The sequence below is a fragment of the Marinobacter salinisoli genome, assembly GCF_017301335.1.
Lineage (GTDB): Bacteria > Pseudomonadota > Gammaproteobacteria > Pseudomonadales > Oleiphilaceae > Marinobacter > Marinobacter salinisoli.
Genome location: NZ_CP071247.1, coordinates 2,970,730 through 2,995,988, shown reverse-complemented (window position 1 = coordinate 2,995,988; position 25,259 = coordinate 2,970,730). Strand labels below are relative to the sequence as shown.

Annotated in this window: 21 protein-coding genes and 3 tRNA genes; 16 read left to right on the top strand and 8 right to left on the bottom strand. The window is 58.7% G+C overall.

The genetic code is table 11. From position 1 onward, the window contains the following. Nucleotides 1-6 precede the first annotated feature (6 nt). Both LPB19_RS13655 and LPB19_RS13650 read left to right on the top strand, forming a co-directional pair. Entirely contained in the window at nucleotides 7-804 is a 798-nt protein-coding gene (locus LPB19_RS13655) for a ParA family protein (protein WP_206643444.1), read from the top strand. 10 nt (nucleotides 805-814) lie between these two features. Then, nucleotides 815-1,150, top strand: a complete 336-nt coding sequence (locus tag LPB19_RS13650) for a YqcC family protein (protein WP_206643443.1) — start codon at nucleotides 815-817, stop codon at nucleotides 1,148-1,150. Here the strand turns inward: LPB19_RS13650 and nadC are convergent, their stop codons facing one another. Further along, the gene (gene nadC / locus LPB19_RS13645) at nucleotides 1,151-1,990 is read right to left on the bottom strand and encodes a carboxylating nicotinate-nucleotide diphosphorylase (protein ID WP_206643442.1); all 840 of its coding nucleotides are present in this window, start codon (nucleotides 1,988-1,990) and stop codon (nucleotides 1,151-1,153) included. It lies immediately after the preceding gene. 203 nt (nucleotides 1,991-2,193) lie between these two features. Between nadC and LPB19_RS13640 the strand changes: the two genes are divergently transcribed. The 4 genes from LPB19_RS13640 to LPB19_RS13625 all read left to right on the top strand — a co-directional run bounded on the left by LPB19_RS13640 (nucleotide 2,194) and on the right by LPB19_RS13625 (nucleotide 8,132). Then, entirely contained in the window at nucleotides 2,194-4,416 is a 2,223-nt protein-coding gene (locus LPB19_RS13640) for a DUF1631 domain-containing protein (protein WP_206643441.1), read from the top strand. A gap of 74 nt (nucleotides 4,417-4,490) precedes the next feature. After that, a complete protein-coding gene (gene ampD / locus LPB19_RS13635; protein WP_407943930.1) occupies nucleotides 4,491-5,096 on the top strand; it encodes a 1,6-anhydro-N-acetylmuramyl-L-alanine amidase AmpD in 606 nt (201 codons plus the stop codon). Further along, nucleotides 5,097-5,984, top strand: a complete 888-nt coding sequence (locus tag LPB19_RS13630; RefSeq protein WP_206643440.1) for a histidine kinase — start codon at nucleotides 5,097-5,099, stop codon at nucleotides 5,982-5,984. Between the two features lie 117 nt (nucleotides 5,985-6,101). Next, on the top strand, nucleotides 6,102-8,132 hold the full coding sequence (locus LPB19_RS13625) for a methyl-accepting chemotaxis protein (protein WP_206643439.1): 2,031 nt from the start codon (nucleotides 6,102-6,104) through the stop codon (nucleotides 8,130-8,132). A gap of 27 nt (nucleotides 8,133-8,159) precedes the next feature. Here LPB19_RS13625 and LPB19_RS13620 read toward each other — a convergent pair whose 3' ends face one another. From LPB19_RS13620 to LPB19_RS13600, 5 genes are all read right to left on the bottom strand, one after another. After that, a complete protein-coding gene (locus LPB19_RS13620; protein WP_206643438.1) occupies nucleotides 8,160-8,717 on the bottom strand; it encodes a cob(I)yrinic acid a,c-diamide adenosyltransferase in 558 nt (185 codons plus the stop codon). Nucleotides 8,718-8,729: 12 nt separating this feature from the next. Then, nucleotides 8,730-9,623, bottom strand: coding sequence for a ketopantoate reductase family protein (locus tag LPB19_RS13615; protein ID WP_206643437.1), 894 nt, complete (start codon nucleotides 9,621-9,623; stop codon nucleotides 8,730-8,732). 3 nt (nucleotides 9,624-9,626) lie between these two features. Further along, nucleotides 9,627-12,479, bottom strand: coding sequence for a valine--tRNA ligase (locus LPB19_RS13610; RefSeq protein WP_206643436.1), 2,853 nt, complete (start codon nucleotides 12,477-12,479; stop codon nucleotides 9,627-9,629). Between the two features lie 85 nt (nucleotides 12,480-12,564). Next, nucleotides 12,565-13,077, bottom strand: coding sequence for a DNA polymerase III subunit chi (locus LPB19_RS13605; protein WP_206643435.1), 513 nt, complete (start codon nucleotides 13,075-13,077; stop codon nucleotides 12,565-12,567). Then, the gene (locus LPB19_RS13600; protein ID WP_206643434.1) at nucleotides 13,064-14,557 is read right to left on the bottom strand and encodes a leucyl aminopeptidase; all 1,494 of its coding nucleotides are present in this window, start codon (nucleotides 14,555-14,557) and stop codon (nucleotides 13,064-13,066) included. The genes LPB19_RS13605 and LPB19_RS13600 overlap by 14 nt, the downstream gene beginning before the upstream one ends. 211 nt (nucleotides 14,558-14,768) lie before the next feature. Here LPB19_RS13600 and lptF point away from each other — a divergent pair, with 211 nt between their 5' ends. Both lptF and lptG read left to right on the top strand, forming a co-directional pair. Then, complete coding sequence (gene lptF / locus LPB19_RS13595) at nucleotides 14,769-15,872, top strand: LPS export ABC transporter permease LptF (protein ID WP_206643433.1); 1,104 nt, start codon at nucleotides 14,769-14,771, stop codon at nucleotides 15,870-15,872. Further along, on the top strand, nucleotides 15,865-16,926 hold the full coding sequence (gene lptG / locus LPB19_RS13590; RefSeq protein ID WP_206643432.1) for an LPS export ABC transporter permease LptG: 1,062 nt from the start codon (nucleotides 15,865-15,867) through the stop codon (nucleotides 16,924-16,926). Before lptF ends, lptG begins: the two co-directional genes overlap by 8 nt. A gap of 12 nt (nucleotides 16,927-16,938) precedes the next feature. On the opposite strand, the gene LPB19_RS13585 is transcribed toward lptG, so the two are convergent. Next, nucleotides 16,939-17,478: an RDD family protein gene (locus tag LPB19_RS13585; RefSeq protein WP_206643431.1), complete on the bottom strand. Its 540-nt coding sequence runs from the start codon at nucleotides 17,476-17,478 to the stop codon at nucleotides 16,939-16,941. Between the two features lie 140 nt (nucleotides 17,479-17,618). Between LPB19_RS13585 and alaS the strand changes: the two genes are divergently transcribed. The 7 genes from alaS (at nucleotide 17,619) to LPB19_RS13550 (ending at nucleotide 23,093) form a co-directional block, all read left to right on the top strand. Then, entirely contained in the window at nucleotides 17,619-20,249 is a 2,631-nt protein-coding gene (gene alaS / locus LPB19_RS13580) for an alanine--tRNA ligase (RefSeq protein ID WP_206643430.1), read from the top strand. Between the two features lie 108 nt (nucleotides 20,250-20,357). Then, a complete protein-coding gene (locus LPB19_RS13575) occupies nucleotides 20,358-21,596 on the top strand; it encodes an aspartate kinase (RefSeq protein WP_206643429.1) in 1,239 nt (412 codons plus the stop codon). A 183-nt stretch (nucleotides 21,597-21,779) separates the two neighbouring features. Beyond that, nucleotides 21,780-21,977: a carbon storage regulator CsrA gene (csrA, locus tag LPB19_RS13570; RefSeq protein ID WP_206643428.1), complete on the top strand. Its 198-nt coding sequence runs from the start codon at nucleotides 21,780-21,782 to the stop codon at nucleotides 21,975-21,977. A gap of 126 nt (nucleotides 21,978-22,103) precedes the next feature. Then, nucleotides 22,104-22,194: transfer RNA gene (locus tag LPB19_RS13565), tRNA-Ser, on the top strand. Between the two features lie 58 nt (nucleotides 22,195-22,252). Next, nucleotides 22,253-22,329 (top strand) — tRNA-Arg (locus LPB19_RS13560). Nucleotides 22,330-22,353: 24 nt separating this feature from the next. Further along, a tRNA-Arg gene (locus LPB19_RS13555) sits at nucleotides 22,354-22,430 on the top strand. A 255-nt stretch (nucleotides 22,431-22,685) separates the two neighbouring features. Beyond that, a complete protein-coding gene (locus LPB19_RS13550; RefSeq protein WP_206643427.1) occupies nucleotides 22,686-23,093 on the top strand; it encodes a hypothetical protein in 408 nt (135 codons plus the stop codon). Between the two features lie 110 nt (nucleotides 23,094-23,203). Here LPB19_RS13550 and LPB19_RS13545 read toward each other — a convergent pair whose 3' ends face one another. Then, nucleotides 23,204-23,740, bottom strand: a complete 537-nt coding sequence (locus tag LPB19_RS13545) for a DUF2058 domain-containing protein (protein WP_206643426.1) — start codon at nucleotides 23,738-23,740, stop codon at nucleotides 23,204-23,206. 104 nt (nucleotides 23,741-23,844) lie between these two features. Here LPB19_RS13545 and dbpA point away from each other — a divergent pair, with 104 nt between their 5' ends. Further along, complete coding sequence (gene dbpA, locus LPB19_RS13540; RefSeq protein ID WP_206643425.1) at nucleotides 23,845-25,218, top strand: ATP-dependent RNA helicase DbpA; 1,374 nt, start codon at nucleotides 23,845-23,847, stop codon at nucleotides 25,216-25,218. The last annotated feature ends 41 nt before the right edge of the window (nucleotides 25,219-25,259 follow it).

Below are 25,259 nucleotides of genomic sequence, written 5' to 3'. Positions count from 1 at the left end.
GATGACATGAGACGCGTGGTATTCAACCAGAAAGGTGGTGTGGGTAAATCAAGTATCACCTGTAACCTGGCCGCCATCAGCGCGGCGCGGGGCAAGCGGACGCTGGTGGTGGACCTGGACCCGCAGGGCAATTCCACGCATTACCTTCTGGGGCGTGCAGCCAGTGAGCTCAAAGACACGGTGGCCGATATGTTGGAGCAGACGGTTGCCTTCACCGTGTTCAATCGTCGACCGGATGAATTCGTTCATGCCACGCCCTTCGACAACCTCTTTGTGATGCCGTCGAGCCCGGAACTGGATTTTCTTGAGCGCAAGCTGGAGGCCAAGCACAAGATCTATAAGCTTCGGGAAGCACTGAAGAAGCTGGGTGAGACATTTGATGCCATCTATATTGATACCGCTCCGGCGCTGAATTTCTACACCCGCTCGGCCCTGATCGCCGCCGAACGGTGCCTTATTCCTTTCGACTGTGACGATTTTTCCCGCCAGGCCCTGTACAACATCCTGGGCGAGATCCGTGATCTGCAGGAGGATCACAACGAGGATCTGGTGATTGAAGGTATTGTGGCGAACCAGTTCCAGCCGCGGGCCAGTCTGCCCAAGCAGCTGGTCAGAGAGCTGACGGAAGAGGGCTTGCCGGTGTTGCCTGTGCGCTTGTCCAGTTCCGTTAAAATGAAAGAATCCCACCAGAGCCGTAAACCGCTCATCCACATGGCGCCAAAGCACGCACTGACCCGTCAGTATGAAGATCTGTTCGGGGTGTTGCACGGTGAGGCGGTTGAGCTGGAGCCTCTGGCCGACTAGGACCAGTGCCATGAGCAATAGCAGTGATGTGGTGGGGCAGGTTGCTGACAGCCTGCTCCGCGTTGAAATCGAATTGCGCCAGTTGGGCGTCTGGGAAGCTGAACGCCCTCCGGCTGAGGCGTTTCAAAGCAGTCAGCCTTTCTGTCTCGACACGCTCGAATTTACCCAGTGGCTGCAGTTCGTGTTTATCGAACGCATGAAAATTATCATCGAAAGCGATCATCCGCTTCCGACAGTGTCGGGTATCGCCCCCATGGCCGAAGAGCACTTTCGGGGGCGCGACGAGTCTGGCGAAGGGCTGATTCGGGAGCTGGAAGTGATCGATCAGTTGCTCAGTGAGGGCTGATCAGTCCAGCCGCATGGACAGGTCTACAGCCTTGACGTCTTTGGTCAGAGCGCCAATCGAGATGTAATCCACGCCGGTTTCTGCCACCGAAACCAGCGTTTCGTCGTTAATGCCGCCGGACGCTTCCAGTTTGGCTCTGCCTGCCGTCAGTGTCACCGCGGTGCGCATGTCCGCCAGGCTAAACTCATCGAGCATGATGATGTTCGCGCCCGCGTCCAGCGCCTGGGTCAGTTCGTCGAGTGTTTCTGTTTCCACCTCCACGGGGCGTCCCGGTGCAATGCGGCGGGCTTCCTCGATCGCCTCGGCAATGGAGCCGCAGGCCAGGATGTGGTTCTCCTTGATGAGAAACGCATCCCACAGACCGATGCGGTGGTTGTAACATCCGCCGCAGGTTACCGCGTATTTGGATGCCAGTCTGAGTCCGGGCAGGGTCTTGCGGGTATCCAGCAGCCGGACGCCGGTGTGAGCAACCTGATCGGCGTAATAGGCGCAGGTAGTGGCGACGCCGGACAGAGCCTGAAGCCAGTTGAGCGCCGAGCGCTCCGCGGTCAGAAGGCTGCGGGCGGAGCCTTGCATGCGAAACAGCACCTGGTCGGGCGCGGCCTGGTCACCGTCCTCGATCTGCCAGTCAAGCTCAACGCCCGGATCCACCTGTCGGAATACTTCGTTGACCCAGTCTTTGCCGGCGATGGTGGCGGATTCCCGGGTAATAACCCGGCCGGACGCCTGTTTGCTGGCAGGAATGAGCTGTGCGGTAATATCGCCGTCGCCGATGTCTTCACGCAGGCTCTGGGCGACAGTCTCGATTCGGGATTGGCGGAGCAGTTCGGCAGGGATCATGGTGTTGGTCCGGTCAGGGTAAATGCGTGGAACGGGGATTCTAATGGGGCGGCGGGCATTCGCCAAACGTTGTCGGCGTCACTGCGAGACGGTGAGCGGTGTCGAGATGACACAAAAGGTGACAAAACCTGACACAACCTGACGCCCAGTGGCCGTATCATTAACATCTACCATTTTGCCTCAGGCAGGTTCGGAGCACAGTCATGGCTCAGAAAAATAATATCGTCCAATTCGCTGACCGCAAGCCGTCGCAGAACTTTTTGCTTCCCACGGCACTTGTACGTCTACGGGACGCGTCTGGCCGTTCGCTTCAGAAAGTTCTGGCAAATTTTTTTGACCGCTCTGACGACGTGTTGTTCGAACTGGCGGACAGGGCGGAGTCCAATCGCGATCAGAGCGCCTACTTCGATGCCATGCGCGAGCTGCGGTTGCGTCGCAAGTCGATGGTGGTTTCGATTCTCCAGTACGTCAGCCAGGCGTTCAATGAACTTGGTAAATTCAAGCCCTTGAACCCCACCAGTGCGCTCGAGGAAATCGACAGTGATGCCTTTGATACGGCGGATCAGTCAGAACTTGAGCAGCAGGTGGCCATTGAGAATCTGATCAATAAGCTGCACAACCGGTACGAAGAGCAGATTCGTTTGCTCTGTGCCCGGGTAAACCACCTGGTGCCGTCGATCGAGCTGGCTGACTGTCAGATGCCGCTCAGTCCGCAGGTTATCTGTGGCGGCGTCTCGGAGGCCTGCTCTGACCTGGATATCGATATCCGGGCCAAACTGGTCGTCCTGAAACTGTTTGACCGCCTGCTTGCCGATACTCTGGGTGACTTCTATCAGGAGGCGAACCGCACTCTGACGGATCAAGGAGTGCTGCCGGACCTGAAGCAGTCTCCTGTTACCAGGAAAGCCAAGGGGGCACAGTCCGCCGCCGGGCCCTCTGCCACCTTTTCCGAGCTGACCGAGTTGCTGCATCAGCACGACGATGCGGGCGATACGGCGATGGCCGATGGCGTATTGGATACCAGCAGCCTTATGGTGCGGCTGAGTGAGGCTCAGGCTGATGATGGCCAGTGGGGCCCGGAGCAGGTCATCACGCTGAGCGAACTGCTGGGGCCGATCCTGAATCCAGCCGAAGGCGAGGCAGTGAGTGTCGGGCAGGTGGATCAAGATGTGATCAACCTGGTGTCGATGCTGTTTGATTTCATGCTGGACGATCGTCAGTTGCACCCGGTCATGAAGGCGCAAATCAGTCGCCTGCAGATTCCCGTGCTCAAAGTTGCCCTGAAGGACAAGAATTTCTTCAACCGTGGCGGCCATCCGACGCGCAAACTGCTTAATGAACTGGCCCTTGCCGGCGTGGGCTGGCAGGCAAAAACGGGTGGCCAGAAAGACCCACTGCGGGAGAAAATCGAATCGATTGTCCGGCGTGTGTTGGAAGAGTACGCGGATGATATCTCCCTGTTTGATGAGCTGCTGGAAGACTTCAGCCGCTTCCTCGACCTTGATCGTCGACGCCGGGAACTGGTTGAGCAGCGGCTGCGGGATGCCGAAGAGGCAAAGGCACGCAAGGAAACGTCTGGGCAGGAAGTGCAGGCACTGATCGAGCGCGAGCTGGCGGATCGTGACGTACCGCCGCCGATCCTGGAACTGTTGCGTAACCCATGGACCCGATACCTGCAGTCGATTCTGCTTCGGGGCGATGAGAACAGCGAGCGCTGGGCGCAGGCCTGCCGTCTCACCGAGAAACTGGTCTGGACTGTTGATCCAAGGCCGGTGTCGGATCGCACTCGCAGCGAATTGCTCCGCGCTATCCCGGCGGTGGTAGACGGGCTGCGCAAAGCACTGCAGGAAATTTCCTGGGATCCGTTTGCCGCAGATGCTGCGATTCGCGAGCTGGAACTCGCTCACGGGGATGTATTCCAGCGACTGGTGGTGGCTCAGTCCCGGCAAACGCCGCAGCCGGATGAGGCGGAAGAAGTTGTTGAGCCCCAACCGGGGGTGGAAGTGGACCAGCCGGTCGATGCCCAAGCGCCTGCCCGGAACGACAAAACCCCCGATACCGTTTCAGCCAATGCGGGTGAAGCCACGAAGGCGCAGCCTCAGGCACCGGCCTCGCCGGAGCCGGCCGACGATTCGGACGGTGTCGCCCAAGCCTGGTTTGATAAGGCCGACTCGCTGCGAGTGGGATCCTGGATCGAGCTGACTGTGGATGGCAATCGGGTACGTTGCAAACTCGCGGCCTTCATCCGCGCCACCGGGAAGTACATTTTCGTCAATCGAAATGGCACCAAAGTCGCCGAGTACTATCGAGAGGATTTGGCCGCTGCCATGGCCAATGGTGACGTGGGCATGCTGGACGATGGCCTGATCTTCGACCGGGCACTGGAATCGATCATCGATAACCTGCGAAGCAACCGCAAGGATTGATGGCGTAGCAAGCCCCGGAACTTTGTGCTTCAATCGGGCCTTCCCAGAAAGGCTTCGGAGCAGTTGGATTTATTTTGTCTCAGTCAGATAGCGAATTTTCCAGAAGCGTTCATAGCTTGAGAGAGACCGGGCGTTTGCCCGGTGCCCACTGGCGTCCATCGCCCAATTTCGGGCCCCGCCCCGAGGGCGCGGCGATCAGTTTGCTGGTGGTTCACAACATCAGCCTGCCGCCAGGGCAGTTTGGCGGGCCCGAGATAGAGGACTTTTTCTGCAACCGGCTGGATCATTCTGCGCACCCATACTTTGAAACCATTCGAGGCGTGCAGGTCTCGGCGCACGCGCTCATCCGGCGCGATGGCAGCGTGGTCCAATTTGTCAGCCTGCTTGAACGCGCGTGGCATGCGGGGCGTTCCTGTTTTCGCAATGAGCAGGAGTGCAATGACTTCTCGGTGGGTATTGAGCTCGAAGGCACGGATGACATTCCCTACACCCCTGAGCAATACCAGAGCCTGGCGGAAGTCACGCGCCTTGTTATGGGCGCCTGGCCTTCGGTGACGCCCGAGCGCTTGACCGGGCACTGCGATATCGCGCCCGGCCGCAAGACCGATCCGGGCCCGGCGTTTGACTGGGCTCATTTCCGGGCAACGCTGGCCCGGTTTTCAGACAAGGAGCTCGGCTAGATGGTTCTGATAGTGTTTCTGCTGGCGTATGTGGTCCGACGACAGCTCGATTATCAGAACAAGCTTTCGAGCGATCATTTCTGGAAGCAGTGGTTTCATCTTGGTCGCAAAGTGGAGGCCGGTCATGAGGCTGGCATCAGCGGCGGTCTGGCTCTCGTCGGCCTGCCAGCGTTGGTGGCCGGACTGGTCATGGTCGCGTTGGACGCCTTGGGGCTCGGGTTCGCGACTTACCCCCTCGAATGCCTGATTCTGGTGCTGCTGATGGGCGTGCCCGGCTGGCGCCCCGTGCTTCATGCCTACTCGGTCGCTTGGCGACAGGGAAACATGCGTCAGGCCTGGGCGTCGATACAGGATCATCTGCCGGTGCAGGAGCGTCACGCCGGTATGGCGCCGGATGACATGCATCTGACTCTTTCGAGAGCCTTCCTGCTGACGGTGTTTCAGCGCTTTTTTCTGATCGGATTCTGGTATGTGGTTGGCGGAATCGGCTTTGCGGTGCTGGCACGTGGTCTGGTCGCTCTCAAGGAACAGTGGCCTCAGGCGGCGGCCCGATCCAGATTTGCCTCACTGTGTGAAGTTGTGGCCTGGGCACCGGTTCGTGTGTTGTCGCTTACCTTCGGAATCGCCGGCGATCTGGCCGGTTGGCTCAGCGAATCGCCCCTTGGCGCGCGCCTGTTTTCCAAACCATCGGATCAACTGCTCTTGCTGTCTGCCAACGCCTCGTTAACTGGTTACGCCCTGGACCCGGAGCGTTTTTCCCAGATTCATCCCAACGATTGGTCCGATTTTGGCGAGCGCAGTCTCAGCGCGATTCGGGATCTTCTGAATCGCAGCATGCTGGTCTGGATTTGCGGCCTGGCACTGCTGGTAATCTTCGGGGTGCTGTGAGCCGGTGTGTCCCTCTCATTTACACTTTAACAACAATGCGCTCTCAAGATTTCGGCATATTGGCCGACAATAACTACAGAACCCGGATTCACTTTTTAATGCCAGTGAGAGGCTCGCGTGAAGCAGATCATCTATCCCGCCATTGCTCTGATGAACCGTCTGCCGTTGGTTTACAAGTTCAGTCTCATCAGCATCCTGTTCTTGCTGCCCATCGGGGGGCTGTCGTGGCTGGTGATGACGGAGCTGAATCGTTCGGTTCAAACCATGACCCGGGGTGTTGAGGGTCTGCAGCAGCTTCGAAATGCCGAAGAGCTGTTCACGCTGGCCGCCAGCTACCGTGATTACCGGGCGCCGGGCATTCTGAAAGACGAGCGCGAGCTGCTGTCGGCCTCCAGTGAAGTTGGTGACCGGATTTCCGAAACCCTTGAGGCCATGGCGGTTGCCGGGCCGTCGTTCGATACCTCGGGGTCCTGGACCGAGCATGTCCAGGCCCTGAACAGTGAGTGGAAAACCCTGCGGGCGGAAGACACCTACCACGGTGCCATCGAAGCGCAATTCAATTACTACAACGAGTTCGCGCAGAAGACGCTGGCTCTCTTGCCTGCAACCATCGAAATTTCCGGTCTTGGACAGGACACCCTGCGTGAAAACCAGGTGCTGCTGGGGCTGGTCAAGGAATCCTTGCCGGAAACGCGCAGCGTGATCGGGCAGGCCTGGTCGTTTGGCGCCTTTGCTCTGATGGAAGGGCAGGTGGGCTATGCCTTGAGCGATGTGCTCAATGGCATTTACGACCGGCTGGTGAACCGGAGTTCCTTACTGGCGCCGGCCCTGTCTGTCGCTCAGGAAGCCTCCGGCCGACTGAACCAGGTAGCGGGTGACACCGCCCAGCAAGTAGGCGATGGCGTAACGGTGATTCGCGATGCCCTCGATCGGGAAGTGATTACCCCGATCACGCCTGAAATGCCGTGGCGCGAATACGAGTCCATCGTGCAGCGCGAGCTGAGCCATTATGAGACGTTCAATGCCGCCATCCTGGATGTGGTTGAGGGGAATCTGGAAACTCGCCTGGATCAGGAACTGAGCCAGCGCCGCCTGATTGTGATCGCTCTGGCGGCCGTGCTGCTGGTTGTGGTTTACCTGTACATGGGTTTCTTTGTATCGGTGCGCACCGCAGTGAACCGTTTCGCGGAGGCGGCAAGGGGTGTGGCTGCGGGGGATATGACGACCCGCATCCGGTTGAACAACCAGGATGAGCTGGGTGAGCTCACCGACGAATTCAATAACATGACTGACCGAATTGCGGACCTGGTCCGTTCGGTGAGCAAAACGACCGCTGACGTGGATCAGCAGGCGGTTCGGGTAAAAGATACTGCCTCAGCCAATAGCGAAGCCGTGGCCCGCCAGATGGAAGAGAGTGGCCAGATCAGCGAGGCCATGAACCAGATGGTTGAGGCGGTGGGTGAGGTAACCGAAAGCGCTCACCGGGTGGCGGACAGCGCAGGCACTGCCGAGCGTGATACCGAAACCGGCCGTCAGGTGGTGGCGGACACGGTGGAGACCATCAATCACCTGGCCACGGAAATCTCTGGCGCGGTCGAAGTGATCAACCGCGTGAGCCAGGACAGCGACAATATCAGTCAGGTTCTGGTGGAAATTAAAGCCATAGCCGAACAGACCAACTTGCTGGCGCTTAACGCCGCCATCGAGGCCGCACGCGCGGGCGAGCAGGGACGCGGCTTCGCCGTGGTGGCGGATGAGGTTCGCTCATTGTCGCAGCGCACGCACAAATCGACGGAAGAAATCGAAGGTATGATTTCGCGCCTGCAAAGCGGTGTGAAAGATGCTGTGAGCGCGATGACCAACAGCCGGGATGTCACTGAAACCACGGTCACCAAATCCAGCGAGGTTACCGAGGCGCTGGATCGCATCGCCACCGGGATCTCGACCATTGTGGATATGAGCCACCAGATCGCGCAGGCCGCCGAGGAGCAGTCCGCGGTGTCCCGGGACGTCAACATCAGCGTGGATCGGATAGGTGAGCTGAGCCGCTCTACCGCCACCAATGCCGAAGAAACACTCGGTGCCTCGAAAGAGATGTCCGAGCTGACGTCGTCCCTTCAGAAACTGGTGGAAGCGTTCAAGGTGTAAGTGAGTTCAGCAAGTAAAAAATCCGGCCTAAAGGCCGGATTTTTTTTGATCCCACAAAATTTCCTGCCGGCCGCCGCGTCGGGCCAGGACTCGAGCAATGACGAACAACAAATCCGACAGTCGATTCAGGTAGTGACGTGAGGCTCCGTTGATGGAGTCTTCGTGACCCAGGGCTACCACAATCCGCTCGGCGCGCCGGCATACCGCGCGGGCCAGGTGGCATTGCGCTGCCTGGGCGTTGCCACCGGGCAGAATAAAGTTCTTCAGGGGCGGCAGGTGCTCATTGTGGGCGTCCAGTGTCTGCTCCAGCCATTGAATGTGCTCATCGCCGATCACTTTGCTGCCGGGGATGGCGAATTCGCCGCCCAGGTCAAACAGGTGGTGCTGGATGCGACGCAGCTCTTCGCTTAAGGGGTCATTGGCTTCGAGGGTTTCGATCAACAGACCAATGTGGCAATTGAGTTCATCGGCGGTCCCCATGGCCTCAACCCGCTGGGCATTCTTGGCTATGCGGTTGCCATCGGCAAGGCCTGTCGATCCGTCATCGCCCGTTCGTGTGTAAATCTTGGAAAGGCGGTTGCCCATTCTGAACTCCTGTTAGCCTGAAGACAGTTGTTGTACCTGTTCGGTCAGCATTCGGTTCACCGGGGTAGCGATATTCAGCGACTGGCCCAGTCGGACAATATATCCATTAATGTAGTCTATCTCGGTTCGCTTACCGCTCAGAACATCGCTGCGCATGGACGAGATGTTTTGCGCCGTGCCCCGTGCGACGGCCTCAATGCTCTGGCGCAGGTCTTTGGCATCCGCTGGGCCGCGCCCGATGGTGTCCATCAGGCCGGCGATTTCCTGGCACAGGCCGTCGATGTGGGCGCGATAGAGATCCGCAGACAGGATGTCACCATTTCGGCAGTTAAGCAGTGCGGTGAACGGATTGATGCCGGCATTGATGATCAATTTCTGCCACAGCCGGCCGAGAATATCCTGCTCGGCATGGATGCTCAGGCCACTGGCTGACAAGCGGGCAATCACGCCATACAGGTTTTGTTCCGCCGGCTTTGTTAAAGGGCCTATCCAGGTGTCGCCGGTGCCTGCATGCACGAGCTGATCCGGAGCGGGCCGGTTGGCGCCTTCGGTGGTTGTGGCCGCCAGAACCGGGCGGTCGGGCCAGCGCTCGGCCACGGCCTGCTGGCTGCCCAGTCCGTTCTGAAACAGCACAATCGGAGTGGTGGCAGGAAGCCAATCAGCGAGGTGCTCAACGGCCTCCGTGCTGTCGCCTGCTTTCGTGGTGATCAGCACCAGGGCAGGGGAATCGGCGGCGGACAGCCAGGATACGGTGACCTGACGGGAGTGTCCGTCCGCTTCCTGAAAGTGGAAGTGCGCCGGTGCCGTGTTGGTTTGGCCGGGGCGTGGCACGAACGCCGTTTCGTGGGCGGGCAACGAGGCAGCCCAAAGACGCCCCATTGCACCTGCACCAAGAATGGCGATCATGGCTTACATGGCCTCGATCTCGGCCCGCTGCTGGCTGAGGCGGGACAGGCTGCTCTGGGCATCCCGGAGCTTTTCCTGTTCTTTCTCCACTACCTCGGCCGGCGCCTTGGCCGTGAATTTTTCATTGCCCAACTTGCCTTCGAGCCGGCCGATCTCCTTGCTCAGCCGCTCCAGTTCTTTGTCCAGGCGCTTGAGTTCGGCGTCCTTGTCGATCAGGCCGGCCATCGGTACCAGTACTTCCATTTCGCCCACCAGCTGGGTGGCGGACATGGGGGCTTTGTCACCTTCGAACCAGTCCAGGCTTTCCAGCTTGGCCAAGGAAGCAAGGAACTGGCGGTAGTCATCCATGCGGCGCTTGTCTTCGGTATCTTTACCGCGCAGCAACACCGGCACCTTCTTGCCCGGGGATATGTTCATTTCGCCACGGACGTTGCGCACGGCAATGATCACGCCCTTGAGCCACTCGATATCGGCGGCGACGGCAGAATCCATCTTGCTTGCATCCGGCTGCGGGAAAGGCTGCAGCATGATGCTGTCGCCGGACTTGCCAGCCAGCGGCGCTATGCGCTGCCAGATTTCCTCGGTGATGAACGGCATGATCGGATGCGCGACGCGCAGCACGGCTTCCAGAACCCGAACCAGAGTGCGGCGGGTGCCGCGCTTGGCCTCGGCACTGGCGGTGTCGTCATTCAGAGCCGGCTTGGACAGTTCCAGGTACCAGTCGCAGTATTCGTTCCAGATGAACTCGTACAGAGCGTGAGCGGCCAGGTCGAAGCGGTATTGCTCCAGGTGCCGGATCACTTCCTGCTCGCAGTTCTGCAGCTCGCTGATGATCCAGCGATCGGCCAGCGACAGCTGCACCGGCTCGTCGTTCACACCGCAGTCTTCGCCTTCGGTATTCATCAGCACGTAACGGGCCGCATTCCAGAGCTTGTTGCAGAAGTTCCGGTAGCCCTCAAGGCGCTTCATGTCCCAGTTGATATCCCGGCCCGTTGTGGCCATGGCCGCCAGAGTAAAGCGCAGCGCATCGGTGCCGTGAGCGGCAATACCCTCCGGGAATTCCTTTTTGGTGCGCTTGCCGATCTTCTCCGCCAGCTTCGGTTGCATCAGGTTGCCGGTGCGCTTCTCCAGAAGGTCATCCAGGCTGATGCCATCGATCATATCCAGCGGGTCGATCACGTTGCCCTTGGACTTGGACATCTTGTCGCCGTGCTCGTCGCGGATCAGGCCGGTGACGTAGACCGTGTGGAAGGGTACCTGCGGGCTGCCATCCTCGTTCTTCATGAAGTGCATGGTCATCATGATCATGCGCGCGACCCAGAAGAAAATGATGTCGAAGCCGGTAACCAGCACGTCGGTCGGGTGGAATGTCTTCAGGCGTTCCGTTGCTTCCGGCCAGCCGAGGGTGCCAAAGGTCCACAGAGCAGAGCTGAACCAGGTATCCAGAACGTCTTCGTCCTGACTCAGGGTAACGTCGTCGGCCAGGCCGTGCTTCTGGCGCACGTCGGCTTCGTCGCGTCCCACGTAGATGTTGCCATCAGCGTCGTACCAGGCCGGAATCCGGTGGCCCCACCAGAGCTGGCGGGAGATACACCAGTCCTGAATGTCACGCATCCAGGCGAAGTACATGTTTTCGTACTGCTTGGGCACGAACTGGATGCGGCCATCTTCAACCGCTTCAATGGATGGCTTGGCCAGGGTCTTGGCGTCCACGAACCACTGATCGGTCAGCATGGGTTCGATGATCAGGCCGGAACGGTCGCCGCGCGGTACGCTCAGTACGTGATCTTCCACTCGCTCCAGCAGGCCGAGACCATCCAGATCGGCAACGATTTGTTTGCGAGCGTTCTCGCGGGTCAGGCCCGCGTAAGCCGCTGGCAGCGAGCCGTCGATGTCGGTGTTAGTGGTGCCGTCGGCATTGAAAACTTCCGCCACGTCCCGGATGTTTGCATCCTGGGTCATCACGTTGATCATGGGCAGATCGTTGCGTTTGCCCACGGCGTAGTCGTTGAAGTCGTGTGCCGGGGTGATTTTTACGCAGCCGGAGCCCTTTTCAGGGTCGGCATGGTGATCGGCGACAATGGGGATACGGCGGTTTACCAGCGGCAGCATCACATGCTTGCCAATCAGGTGCTGATAGCGCTCGTCATCGGGGTGCACCGCAACCGCGGTGTCACCGAGCATGGTTTCCGGACGGGTAGTCGCGACCACCAGGTGATCTTTGCCTTCCTGGGTGGTGGCGCCGTCAGCGAGAGGGTAACGAAGGTGCCAGAAGAAACCCTTCTCTTCCTTGTTTTCCACTTCCAGGTCTGAAATGGCGGTGTGCAGTTTCGGGTCCCAGTTCACCAGACGTTTGCCGCGGTAGACCAGGTCCTGTTCGTACAGCTGAACGAACACTTCCTGAACGGCTTTGTAAAAGCCGTCGTCCATGGTGAAACGCTCGTGGTCCCAGTCTACGGAATTACCGAGACGGCGCATCTGACGGGTAATGGTGCCGCCGGAATGTTCCTTCCAGTCCCAGATGCGCTTGATGAATTCTTCCCGTCCCAGATCGTGCCGGGTTTTGTCTTCTTCGGCCGCCAGTTTGCGTTCCACCACCATTTGCGTGGCGATACCGGCGTGGTCCGTTCCGACGGTCCACAGGGCATTACGACCCTGCATCCGCTTGTAGCGGGTGAGGGTGTCCATGATGGTGTGCTGGAAAGCATGGCCCATGTGCAGGCTGCCGGTGACGTTGGGCGGCGGAATGGCGATGCTGTAGGACTGGCCTTCACCGCTGGGGCGGAAATAGCCCTTGGATTCCCAGTTTTCGTACCACTGGCGCTCAATGTTTTCTGGCTGGTAGGTTTTTTCCATGGGTTCTGCTGGTGACCGTTCGGTTGATTCAGGAGACATTTTCAAGGCGCCAGATTATACATGGTCGCCCCGATGGCGGCGAACTTCAGCGTTTACGAAGATCGTGCACCCGGGCTTCAATTCCAAGCGCCCGTAACTGGCGGTAATGGGAGCGTGCCTGGTTCAGAATGGCCGGATCATTTTGTGCCACCAGCGCCAGGCGTTTGAAGCGGTCCGCGTCGGCCGGCAGCGTCTGAGACAGGATAATGACGGTATCCCACTCTTCTGCCGACGGCGGGCACATCAGGATGCCCACCGATTCGGAGCACCGGGTGGCGGCATCCGGCACCAGGCCGTGGGGAATGAACGACTCCGGGCTGAAGCCCCAGAGCAGCTCATCGAGTTCCTCGGCTTGCTCCAGGGCGTCACACACAATGCAGGCCCGGTCGCCCTGCTGCCATGCTTTTGCCGCGAGTTTCACGGCGTGAAGGTTGCGGGCGGCCGGAGTGCTTTGGGCCAGGATGTGAAACCAGTAACGCTGGTTTTTGCTGGCGTCAGCCGGGTCTCCGGCAGCAGAGCCGCCGGTTTCCGGCTGATGGCCGGACTCAGTTGTCTGCATTGGACATCAGGTAATCGACCAGCATGGGGACCGGGCGGCCCGATGCGCCCTTGGCTTTGCCGGAATGCCAGGCCGTGCCGGCAATATCCAGGTGTGCCCAGCGGTACTCCTTGGTAAACCGTGCCAAAAAGCAGGCTGCGGTGATGGTGCCGGCGGAGCGATCACCAATGTTGGCCATGTCAGCAAAGTTGCTGTCGAGCTGGTTCTGGTAGTCCTCCCACAGTGGCAGGCGCCACGCGCGGTCATCCGCCCGCTCACCGGCGGCCAGCAGATCGTTGGCCAGGCCGTCGTTGTTGGACAGCAGACCGGTGGCGTGGTGGCCAAGGGCGATGATGCATGCGCCGGTCAGCGTGGCCAGGTCGATCACCACCTCCGGGTCGTACTTTTTCACGTAGGTCAGGGCATCACACAGCACCAGCCGACCCTCGGCGTCGGTATTGAGAATTTCCACGGTCTGGCCCGATAGGGTGGTCACAATATCACCCGGGCGGGCGGCGCCCCCATCCGGCATGTTCTCGGCAGCAGCAACAACCGCAACCACGTTGATCTTCGGCTGAACTTCGGTCAGCACTTTCATGGCACCAAACACGCTGGCGGAGCCGCCCATGTCGTACTTCATCTCATCCATGCCGGCGCCGGGTTTCAGGCTGATACCCCCGGTATCGAAAGTAATACCTTTGCCCACCAGGACATAGGGTTTGTCATCGGCTTTGCCGCCACGGTATTCCATGACGATGAGCCGGGGCGGCTGTGCGCTACCCTGGCCGACCGCCAGGATGGTGTTCATGCCCAGGTCTTTCATCTGCTTTTCATCCAGGATTTCGGTCTGGATGCAGTCGTTTTCCTTGGCCAGAGTGCGCGCTTGCTCGGCCAGCCATTCCGGGTGGCAGATGTTGGGCGGGGTGTTGCCAAGATCGCGGGTGTAATTCATGCCGCGACCGGTAGCCAGGCCCAGGTTGAAGGCGTCTTTCAGCGCTTTGCCGCCACTGGCGGCTGCAACCGATACTTTATTGAGTTTCGGCGCGTCCGGCTGTTTGCTCTTGTAGCCCGTGAAAGAATAGAGGTGCTCTTCGAGTGTGCGGCCGATCATTTTTAGCCGCGCGGCTTCGCTGCTCACGGCTTCGGCGCCGGTCACCGGTGTGTCAGTCAAGGCCAGCAGGGCGCTTTTGGCCGGGGTTTCTTTCACTGCACCAACAGCGGCGATCAGGGCTTTGCGGTAATTCTGCAGGGTCCGGTCCGCGTCTTTGCCTGTGCCCACGACAACCATTCGATCCCAGGGGGCGTCCTGGAGAGGCACCGTGCGAGCACTGGCGTTCTTTCCGGTTACATCGCCGTTGCTCTCCAGTTTCTTGATCAGTCCGCCTAGAACCTCGTCTGCCTGAGTGGTGGATTCGGGCCAGTTCCCTTTTTCCGGTAAGCCGATGACAAGGCAGTCAGCTTTGGTGCTGGCGACGGGTTTGCTACTCAGGCTGAAATTCATGGCAACTCCTGTTAATGATTCTGATGTGAATGCGCACGACGGGTTTAGTCTAGCATTGGGGTGAGCCCCTGGTTTATCAAGCAGGGTGCGCTCGCCTGTTTCGACGAGCGCTGGGCCATCCCCGCACTGTCATTCGGCACGAAGGTTACATAGAATACGCGCAGTTAGCTGTTTCCTCCACGGTCAGACGGACATCGGCAGAGAGATCTCCTTGAGCATTATTTTTCGCTATTTAATCCGGCAGGTCATGATCAGCATGGTGGCGGTTTCCGGCATCCTGTTGCTGGTGTTCATGAGTGGCCGCTTTCTGAAGTACCTGGGCAGCGCCGCTGAAGGGCAGATTGCTGCGGACGTCTTGTTTTCCATCATGGCTTACCGGTTTCCGGGCTTCCTTGAGCTGATCCTGCCGCTGGGTTTGTTCATTGGCATCCTTCTGGCCTACGGCCGGATGTACATGGAAAGCGAAATGACGGTGCTGTTTGCCTGCGGGTTGAGCGACCGCCAGTTGCTGGCCAAGACCCTGTTGGGCAGTTTGCCGGTGATGCTGATTGTTGGCGCCATGAGCCTGGTTGTTTCACCGTGGGGGATGAAACAGGTCGAGCAGATCTTCAACGAACAGCGCAAAGCCACAGAATTTGAAATGCTGGCGCCGGGACGGTTTCAAAGCTTCAGTTCCGGCGGTCGTGTCACCTACACCGAATCACTCAGTGACGACAAGCGTGAACTCCGGGGCGTCTTTATCGCCGAATACGGCAGGGGTGGTGACGGTGTCACCATCTTTACTGCAAACTCCGGCTCGCAGCTCATCGACCAGGACACCGGCAGCCGGTTCCTGATCCTGGAAGACGGCGGCCGATTCGACGGGTCCCCTGGCCGTCTCGATTACAACATCACCGGTTTCGAGGCCTATGGCCTGAAAATTCTGAGTGGTGAGAAAGGCACCCGGCAACTCGAAGAAGGCATCAGCACCCGAGAGCTGATGAAGTCGGAAAACCTCGAAGACCGGGCCCTGCTGCACTGGCGGTTTTCGTTGCCCCTGATTGTGCCTATTGTCACCCTGCTGGCGGTGCGCCTGAGCCGGGTGAATCCGCGTCAGGGCCGCTTCTTTCACCTGCTGCCGGCGATGCTGGTTTACATCACGTACCTCGGGCTTCTGATCGTCGCCCGGGATGCACTAGCTGACGGAAAAGTACCCGAGTGGATCGGCATGCTCTGGGTCCATGCGCTGTTCCTGATGTTAGGACTATGGCTGCAATTCGGCCCGGCCTGGCTCCAGAAGCGCAGGGCACTGAAGGAGGTGCAGGCGCATGCGTAAGATCGACGGCTATGTCATGCGCACAGTGGGTGGCGCCATGTTCCTGGTCATGGTGGTGGTGCTGTCGCTGGACCTTATCTTTGGCTTCATCGCGGAACTCGAAGACACCCGGGCCGATTACCAGACGCTGGAAGCGCTGAAATACGTTGCGCTGACCTTGCCGCGCCGAATCTACGATTACCTGCCGCTGGGTGCATTCATGGGCTGCCTGATTGGTTTGGGCTCCATGGCAAGTTCGTCTGAGTTGACCGTCATCCGGGCGGCTGGCGTGTCCCTGAAACGCATTGTCTGGTCGGCCATGAAGCCGGCGCTGGTGGTGGTTTTGTTGGGTGTGATTCTTGGTGAATACGTTGCACCGCCGGCCGAGCGTCTGGCCCAGAGCGAAAAAGCGGTGGCCCTGGGGGCCGGTAAGAACGTCGCTTCGGCTTCGGGGGTCTGGCATCGGGAAGGGAATATCTTCATTCACCTGAATGCGGTTCAGCCGAATGGCGTGCTGCATGGCGTGTCATTGTTTGAATTCGACGAACAGCGGGAGTTGTTATCGTCCAGTTTTGCGCCGCGGGCGATCTATCAGGGTGACCACTGGTTGCTGGAACGGGTGCAAACCACCGAGATCCGTGCTGACGGCACGCGACTTGTCGAAAATCAGACCCTGAAATGGGATACCGGGCTGTCACCCCGGTTGTTGAGCGTGTTGATCGTCAAGCCGGAAAACCTGTCCATGTCAGGCCTCTTTACCTATGCCCAGTACCTTGGGGACCAGGATCTGAATGCGTCGCCGTACTGGCTCGCTTTCTGGAAAAAGGTGCTGATGCCTCTGGGCACGGCCGTGATGGTGCTGGTGGCAATATCCTTTATTTTCGGGCCGCTGCGGTCGGTCACCATGGGGTTTCGTGTATTCACCGGGTTGTTGGTGGGGTTGCTGTTCAAATATATGCAGGATCTGCTGGGGCCGATGAGTCTGGTGTATGGTTTCAATCCCATGCTGGCGGTTCTGATTCCGATTGCGGTCAACGCGCTCGTCGGCGCGGTTCTGATGCGCCGCGCCGGTTAGTCGGCAGTTGTCTTAAGGTTTTTTCTCAGGCGGGGGCACCTGTACCACGACACTGCTGGAGGCCCGGTCGGTAACCGATAATCCGTTGATGGGCAGGAACAGGGCAATGATCGCAGGCACGGTGATCAGCAGCGTAACCGGGCCGATGTAATAGCTGCCCAAAACCGTTAACAGGAACACGGCAGCGGCCGATCCGTAACGCAGCAGGGATTGGCTCCAGCTGACCGAGGTGCCGTCCAGGTTTTCGATGCGGATGCGCCATACCTGCATCCCCAGCGTCTGGCCCAGCCGGGTCCAGAAGTACGCAAAGAAGATGTAGAGCACCAGGAAAAGCACAAACGTCAGCCCGGGATCGCCGGAAATCTCACCGGCTTCGGCCATTTCCTCGTATTTATCCCAACCTGTAAACCAGCCGGCTACCAGGGTGTAAAGCCAGGTGGTGACCAGCAATACGGCAATGCTGATCAGGCCGTCGTAAATAACTGCAAGTACCCGCTTTAAAAAGCTGGCGGGGGGAAGCAGTTCTTCGGCGTCGTGAAAGCGTCGGGGCATGGATACTCCTGTGAGGTTGCACGTTTTTCCTGTACTCGGCGTGTGCTAGAGTAGCGGATTTGCAGACGCATGTAAGTATTCGTATTCAATCGCGGACCCGACGGTTTTTCGGAGGGTTTTTGGAAAGGTATCAAAGGGCTATGAAAACCGCAGAGTTGCGACAAGCGTTCCTCGACTATTTCCGGCAGCAGGGTCATGCCGTAGTTTCAAGCAGTTCACTGGTACCGGCAGACGATCCCACGCTGCTGTTCACCAACGCGGGGATGAACCAGTTCAAGGATGTCTTCCTGGGCCGGGAAGAACGCGACTACACGCGAGCAACCACCTCCCAGAAATGCGTCCGTGCCGGTGGTAAGCACAACGACCTGGAAAACGTCGGTTACACCGCCCGGCACCATACCTTTTTCGAAATGCTGGGTAACTTCAGCTTTGGGGACTATTTCAAGCGCGAAGCCATCAATTTTGCCTGGACCTTCCTGACCGGAGACCAGTGGCTGAAGCTGCCAACTGAAAAGCTGTGGGTGACCGTCTACGCAGATGATGATGAGGCCTACGATATCTGGCACAACGAAATCGGCGTGCCTGCTGAACGAATTGTCCGCATCGGCGATAACAAGGGTGGGCGCTACGCGTCCGATAACTTCTGGCAGATGGGCGACACCGGCCCCTGCGGCCCTTGCACCGAAATCTTCTATGACCACGGCCCGGACGTGGCCGGTGGCCCGCCCGGAAGTCCGGACGAAGACGGCGACCGTTACATCGAGATCTGGAACGTGGTCTTTATGCAGTACAACCGCACGGCCGATGGCGAGATGCTGAACCTGCCCAAGCCGTCTGTGGATACCGGCATGGGGCTGGAGCGTATCGCCGCTGTATTGCAGGGCGTGCACAGCAACTACGAGATTGACCTGTTTCAGGATCTTTTGAAGGCCGCCTCGGACGTGCTTGGCGGTGCGTCTGCGACTGAGGCCAGCCTGCGCGTGGTGGCCGACCACATTCGCTCCTGCGCGTTCCTGATCTCCGACGGCGTGATGCCCTCGAACGAAGGGCGCGGGTTCGTGCTGCGCCGCATCATTCGGCGTGCCGCCCGACATGGCAACAAGCTGGGAGCCACTGCGCCGTTCTTCTACAAACTGGCCGGTGCTCTGGCGGACCTGATGGGTGACGCCTACCCGCAACTTGTCAGCAGCCAGAAGCAAATCGAAAAAGTGCTTCTGCAGGAAGAGGAGCAGTTTGCGAAGACCCTGGATAAAGGTTTGCGCCTGCTCGAGCAGGATATTGCCGAGCTGAAAGGCGATGTCATCCCGGGTAAAACCGTGTTCACCCTCTACGACACGTATGGCTTCCCGGTGGATTTGACCAACGACATTGCTCGTGAGCGTGGTCTGACGCTTGACTACGAGGGATACGAGCAGGCCATGGAAAGCCAGCGGGAGCGCGCCCGTGCGGCCAGCAAGTTTGGTATCGATTACAACGCCGCAGGCTTGTCCGTTGAGGGCTCCACCGAGTTTACCGGCTACGAGCACGTGGACGGCCACGAAAAGATCCGCGCAGTGATTGTTGGTGGGGAAGAGAAGAGTGCCGAGGCCGGCGATGAGGCCGTGGTGGTGCTTGAGCGTACACCGTTTTATGCCGAGTCGGGCGGTCAGGTGGGGGACACCGGCATCCTGACCTGGAGTGGCGGCCGCTTCCAGGTCAGTGATACCCGTAAAGAGGGGGATAACCACCTGCATGTGGGAACGCTGATCGAGGGTGAGCTGTTCCCTGGCCTTGAGGTGGATGCCCGGATCGACCACGCCCGTCGTGAGCGCATTCGCCGGAACCACTCAGCGACACACCTGCTGCACGCGGCACTCCGCAAGGTGCTGGGTGAGCACGTGAACCAGAAAGGGTCACTGGTCGATCCGGATAAACTGCGTTTTGACTTTTCGCACTTTGAGCCTGTTACCCCCGAGCAGATGCGCGAAATCGAGCGTCAGGTGAACGAGCAGATTCTGGAGAACACCCCGGTCCAGACCGAAATCACCGATATGGAGTCCGCCCAGGAGAAAGGCGCCATGGCGCTTTTCGGCGAGAAGTACGGTGATTCCGTTCGGGTGCTGAGCATGGGGACAGAAAATTACTCGGTAGAACTGTGTGGCGGCACGCACGTGAATCGCACCGGCGACATCGGCCTGTTCCGTATTACGTCCGAAAGCGGCATTTCCTCGGGCGTTCGTCGTATCGAGGCGGTGACTGGCTTTGGTGCTCTGGAATGGGTAGATGAGACAGACCGAACCCTGCGCGAAACCGCTGGCTTGGTTCGCGCTACCCGCGAATCGGTGGTCGAGAAAGTGCAGCAGGCGCTGGATCGCAGCCGGCAGCTGGAAAAGCAGGTGGATGCGCTGAAGGCCAAGCTCGCCAGCTCGGCAGGCAGTGACCTGGCCAGCTCTGCTGTTGCGGTCGGTGGTCTGCAAGTGGTGGCTGCGGAGCTTGAAGGTGCGGACCGCAAAGCGCTGATGGAAACCGCTGACCAGCTTAAAAACAAACTGGGCGAAGGTGTGGTGGTTCTGGCCAGCGTCGCCGACGGCAAGGTCACTCTGGTGGCCGGTGTCACCAAGTCAGCCACAAACCGCGTCAAGGCCGGCGATCTGATGAAGCATCTGGCGTCTCAGGTCGATGGCAAAGGCGGCGGTCGTCCTGATATGGCCCAGGGTGGAGGAAACGATCCTTCCAAGCTGGCCGACGCCCTTGCGGATGTGCCGGCCTGGGTCGAAAAAAATATCGGTTAAATCGTTGTTTTCAGGAACGGGCAGGGGGTTATAATCCTGTCCGTTTTTCGTTGTCACTGGCAAAGTCGGACTTTGCCGTAATCCCCGTTTCGGATTAGTGAAAAAATAATGGCACTGTTGGTTCAGAAGTTTGGAGGGACCTCGGTCGGAACGACCGAGCGCATAGAAGCGGTCGCCGACAAGGTGGCCCGTTTCCGGGAAGATGGGCATGACGTGGTCGTGGTCGTTTCGGCGATGAGCGGCGAAACCAACCGGTTGATCGGTCTGGCCAATAGCATCATGGACGAGCCAACGCCACGCGAAATGGACGTATTGGTGTCGACGGGCGAGCAAGTGACTATTGCACTGCTGTCCATGGCTCTGCAAAAGCGGGGCTGCGATGCTCGATCCTATACCGGGTCTCAGGTGCGGATTGTGACCGATAGCACTCACACCAAGGCGCGGATCAAGCAGATCGACGAACAGCATATGCGTGAAGATCTGAATGCTGGTCGAGTCGTTGTGGTTGCCGGTTTTCAGGGCATCGACGAGCGCGGCAACATCACCACACTGGGGCGCGGAGGTTCAGATACCACCGCCGTGGCTCTGGCGGCGGCGCTCCGGGCTGACGAATGCCAGATTTACACCGATGTCGATGGTGTTTACACCACTGACCCACGCGTGGTTGATAGTGCGCGCCGGCTCGACCGGATCACGTTCGAGGAAATGATCGAGATGGCGAGTCTGGGCTCCAAGGTGCTCCAGATTCGTTCCGTGGAATTTGCGGGTAAATACAACGTACCCTTGCGGGTGCTGTCCAGTTTCCAGGACGGCGAGGGCACCCTGATTACTTTTGAGGATGAAGACGCCATGGAGCAACCGGTAGTATCTGGCATCGCGTTCAACCGCGACGAAGCCAAGCTGACAATTTCCGGAGTACCTGATACACCCGGGAGTGCGCTGCGTATCCTTAAGCCGGTCAGCGATGCAAACATCGAAGTGGATATGATCGTTCAGAACGTGGGAGAGGATAATCAGACCGCCTTCACGTTCACCGTTCACCGGAACGATTTCCGCCGGGCGCAGGAAGTACTAAATGCGGTGGCCCAGGAGCTGGGCGCCCGGGAAGTGACGGGCGACAGTAAAATCGCCAAGGTAAGCATCGTTGGTGTTGGTATGCGTTCCCATGCGGGCGTTGCCACGCGGATGTTTGAAGCGTTGTCCAACGAGGGCATCAACATCCAGATGATTTCCACCTCTGAAATCAAGATCTCGGTGGTGATCGATGAGAAATACCTCGAATTGGCGGTGCGCGCTCTGCATAGCGAATTTGAATTAGATAAGCCCGCACTCAAGGAAGAGAGCTAAGCTGAATCTATGGCGAACGGCTTGGATGCCTTGCCAAACGTGGATTCATTGACTAAATCTATGACAATTTGGAACCAAGTACGGGAATGTGCGTCTGCTGATCGATATGGAGTTCTGGTAAAACGCGCAGGTTAAATCGGGACCATTTGTCGGAACAGGAAGCTCTAAGAAGGGAGTGAGCATATGTTGATTCTAACTCGCCGCGTTGGCGAAACTCTGATGGTTGGTGACGAAATTACGGTCACCGTGCTCGGAGTGAAGGGAAACCAGGTTCGCATCGGCGTTAACGCACCGAAAGAAGTGGCGGTTCACAGGGAAGAGATCTATCAGCGAATCCAATCTGAAAAGGGTTCTGACGAGCCGGAACCGGGCAATCGTTGATCAGAAAAAGCCGTTCAGGAAGCACCTGAGCGGCTTTTTTGATGGGGCTGAAAAACAGGTTGGAAAAAACACGTGTCAACCCTTTGAAAACGGAATTTTTATGTGTAGTATACGCCCCGTTCTCAAGGAGAGGTGGGTGAGTGGCTGAAACCAGTTCCCTGCTAAGGAACCATACGCATTGCGCGTATCGAGGGTTCGAATCCCTCCCTCTCCGCCATTTCCCTTCGGGGGCGAGAACAGGTTGACCTAGCAAGCAACCAGTGAGTTTTGAATGCGCGGCTGTAGCTCAGCTGGATAGAGTACCTGGCTACGAACCAGGCGGTCGGAGGTTCGAATCCTCCCAGCCGCGCCACTCCTCACAAACGATCAGTTTCAAGCGGCTGTAGCTCAGCTGGATAGAGTACCTGGCTACGAACCAGGCGGTCGGAGGTTCGAATCCTCCCAGCCGCGCCATATACAACGGAAGACCCCGCCCTGTGCGGGGTTTTTTGTTTGTGTGCTTCGGAGTTTGAAAGGATTTGAGTCGTCTCAGGTTCGATCAAAGTTCGCCCCCACCGCTCATCTTTATTTTCATTCGAATTTGTACCCTCGTCGTAATAAATATCCATCGTTTGCTGGTGAGCTGGCGCACTTGCGACCAAACTTCGTGTCTAACCGGTGTGCGTCGTGTTGATGAAGGAATAGCGGGGGTGCGAGGTGAGCAAAGGGATGGCCATGGCGCCCATGCGGGTTCTTTTCGTTTGCTTCGGGTGTCTCTGGTTGTCGGTGGCATCGGCCCAGGAGGGGTTGTTGGATGGGGCCAGCTTTGCCGGCGTGTTGCGAGAGGTGCAGAAAACCTCGGGCGGAGACGCAGATCGCCTGCTTTTTCGCAACGGGCGGCTTTTTTCTGAGGCCTGTCGGCAATACGGGTTTGAAGAAGCTAGCTACCGCGCATTTCGTGACAATGGTTTGGTGCACTTTGAGGCAACGTCCATCAGCCCTGCGCACGGGACGATGACCTGGAAGGGTATTCGAGATGGCAACAGGATTGAGGCGAGCGTTGTCTGGACCAAAGAGCGCTGGTACTGGGATACCCGGCGCGAATATCTCTTCACCGGCCATCATATCGGCCAATAAAGGCCGGTGGGCATGACTTTCTCATGCCCATTCATTGTCTCCTGATCACGATTGAGTTGGCTGTTGCGCCTGCGCCACTGGCGTTGTACCTGATGGGGCAGTGATACCGGTTACCACATCAGATCGTCCGGAATTTCGTAGCCGGCGTAGGGGTCGTCCTCGGGGTCATCGTCCTGCTTGCGATCGTGCAGCACTACAATGGCTTGTTCGTCGCGTTCCATGATCTTGCGTGCGGCGGCCTCAGGAATGATCTCGTAGCCCTCGCCGAGCCGTGCGATGGCCAGTCGACCTCTTGAAAGCTGGTCAACCATAAGGTCATTGACCAGAATCTTTTTGATCTTCTTGCCATCGACGAACTGGTAGTCCTGCTCCGCTTTGCCGCGATCGAGTCGGTTCGTTTCGATAATCTGGCGAATTTGCGCCTGAATGGCTTTTTCTTCCGCAGCCCGCTGGCGCTCCTGGTTCAGTTGCCGGTCACGCTCGGCTTTTTCTTCGCGGGCTCTGCGTGCCCGAAGTTCGGCTTCGGATTCCTGTGCGGCGCCTTTGGGCTGCGTTTTGCGCTTCTTGCGCTTTTCCTGGCGGATGGCCTTGGCTTTTTTTTCATCGGCAAGGCCGGCTTTCAGCAGTTGGTCCTGAAGGGAGGGCATGGGTAACTCCGTAATTTGGTGCGAACTCGGTTCTCCGAATGCGGTAGTATACGCCCTCGTTTTTACTCTCCGTAACCCGTTCCAACCATATCAGGGTGTCTTTCATGCCTTCTTTTCACGACCTCGGCCTTTCCCAGAGCATGCTGCGCAATCTGGATCGCCTGGGCTTCAGCGAGCCTACCGAGGTTCAGTCGAAAACGCTGCCACACGCACTGGCAGGACAAGATCTGATCGCACTGGCGCAGACCGGCAGTGGTAAGACCGCTGCGTTCGGGATCGGATTGGTCGAAAACCTGCGTGACCGGCTATTTGCGGTTCAGGCCCTGGTGCTGTGCCCGACCCGTGAATTGGCGGACCAGGTGTCCAAGGCCCTGCGCGAGCTGGCGCGAGCCAGAGACAATATCAAGGTACTGACTCTGTGCGGAGGGGTCCCCATTGGCCCTCAGATCGGCTCGCTTGCCCACGGTGCTCATATTGTTGTCGGGACACCCGGGCGGATTCAGGATCACTTGCGCAAGGGTACGCTCAAGCTGGATAGGGCTCGGTCAGTCGTGCTGGATGAAGCGGACCGAATGCTGGATATGGGGTTTCAGGAGAGTGTTGAAGCCATTCTCGCAGAGGCGCCGGAAGATCGGCAAACCCTCATGTTTTCGGCGACCTGGCCGGATTCGGTTCGAAGCCTGAGTGGACAGTTTCAGCGGCAGCCGGTGGATATCCGGGTCGAGTCGGGGGTCGCGAATCCCGACATCCGTGAGGTGTTTTACGAAGTCGAGCCTGGTTCGACGGAGTCGGCGATCGAGGGTGTGCTGTCAGAATATCAGCCGGAGTCCTGCATTGTGTTCTGCACCACCAAGCAGCAATGCGATGACTTGGCCGAGGGTTTGCGGGCTGGCGGTTTTTCCGCACTGGCCCTGCATGGGGATCTCGAGCAGCGTGATCGTGACAGCGTGTTGGTTCGATTTGCCAACAAGAGTGCTTCAGTTCTGGTGGCGACCGATGTCGCGGCCCGAGGCCTGGATATCAAGTCGCTGCCGCTGGTGATCAACGCCGAGCCAGCCCGTGACGCTGAAGTGCACACGCATCGGGTGGGGCGCACCGGCCGCGCCGGGGAGCAGGGGGTGGCGATCACGCTCTACACGCCGGCCCGGCGGCACAAGATCGAGCGTCTCGAGGCTGCTCGCACCGAGGCTCTGAACTGGGGCGATGCAAAGACGCTGTTGGACAGGCCGGTTCAGCCGCGCGTGCCTCCGATGAAAACGCTCTGCATTGCCGGTGGTCGCAAGAACAAAGTGCGTCCCGGCGATGTGCTGGGAGCGCTGACGGGCGAGGCCGGTATTCCTGGCAGTGCCGTGGGCAAGATCGATCTGTTCGATTTTCAGTGCTTCGTGGCAGTCGAGCGTGACTATGCGAGCAGGGCTCTCAACCGGCTTGAGAAAGGGCGAATCAAGGGCCGAATGTTTCGTGTCCGTTATGCCTGAGCAGGAGCGCAAGGCCTGCCGCAGGGAGATTTTTGTTTTGT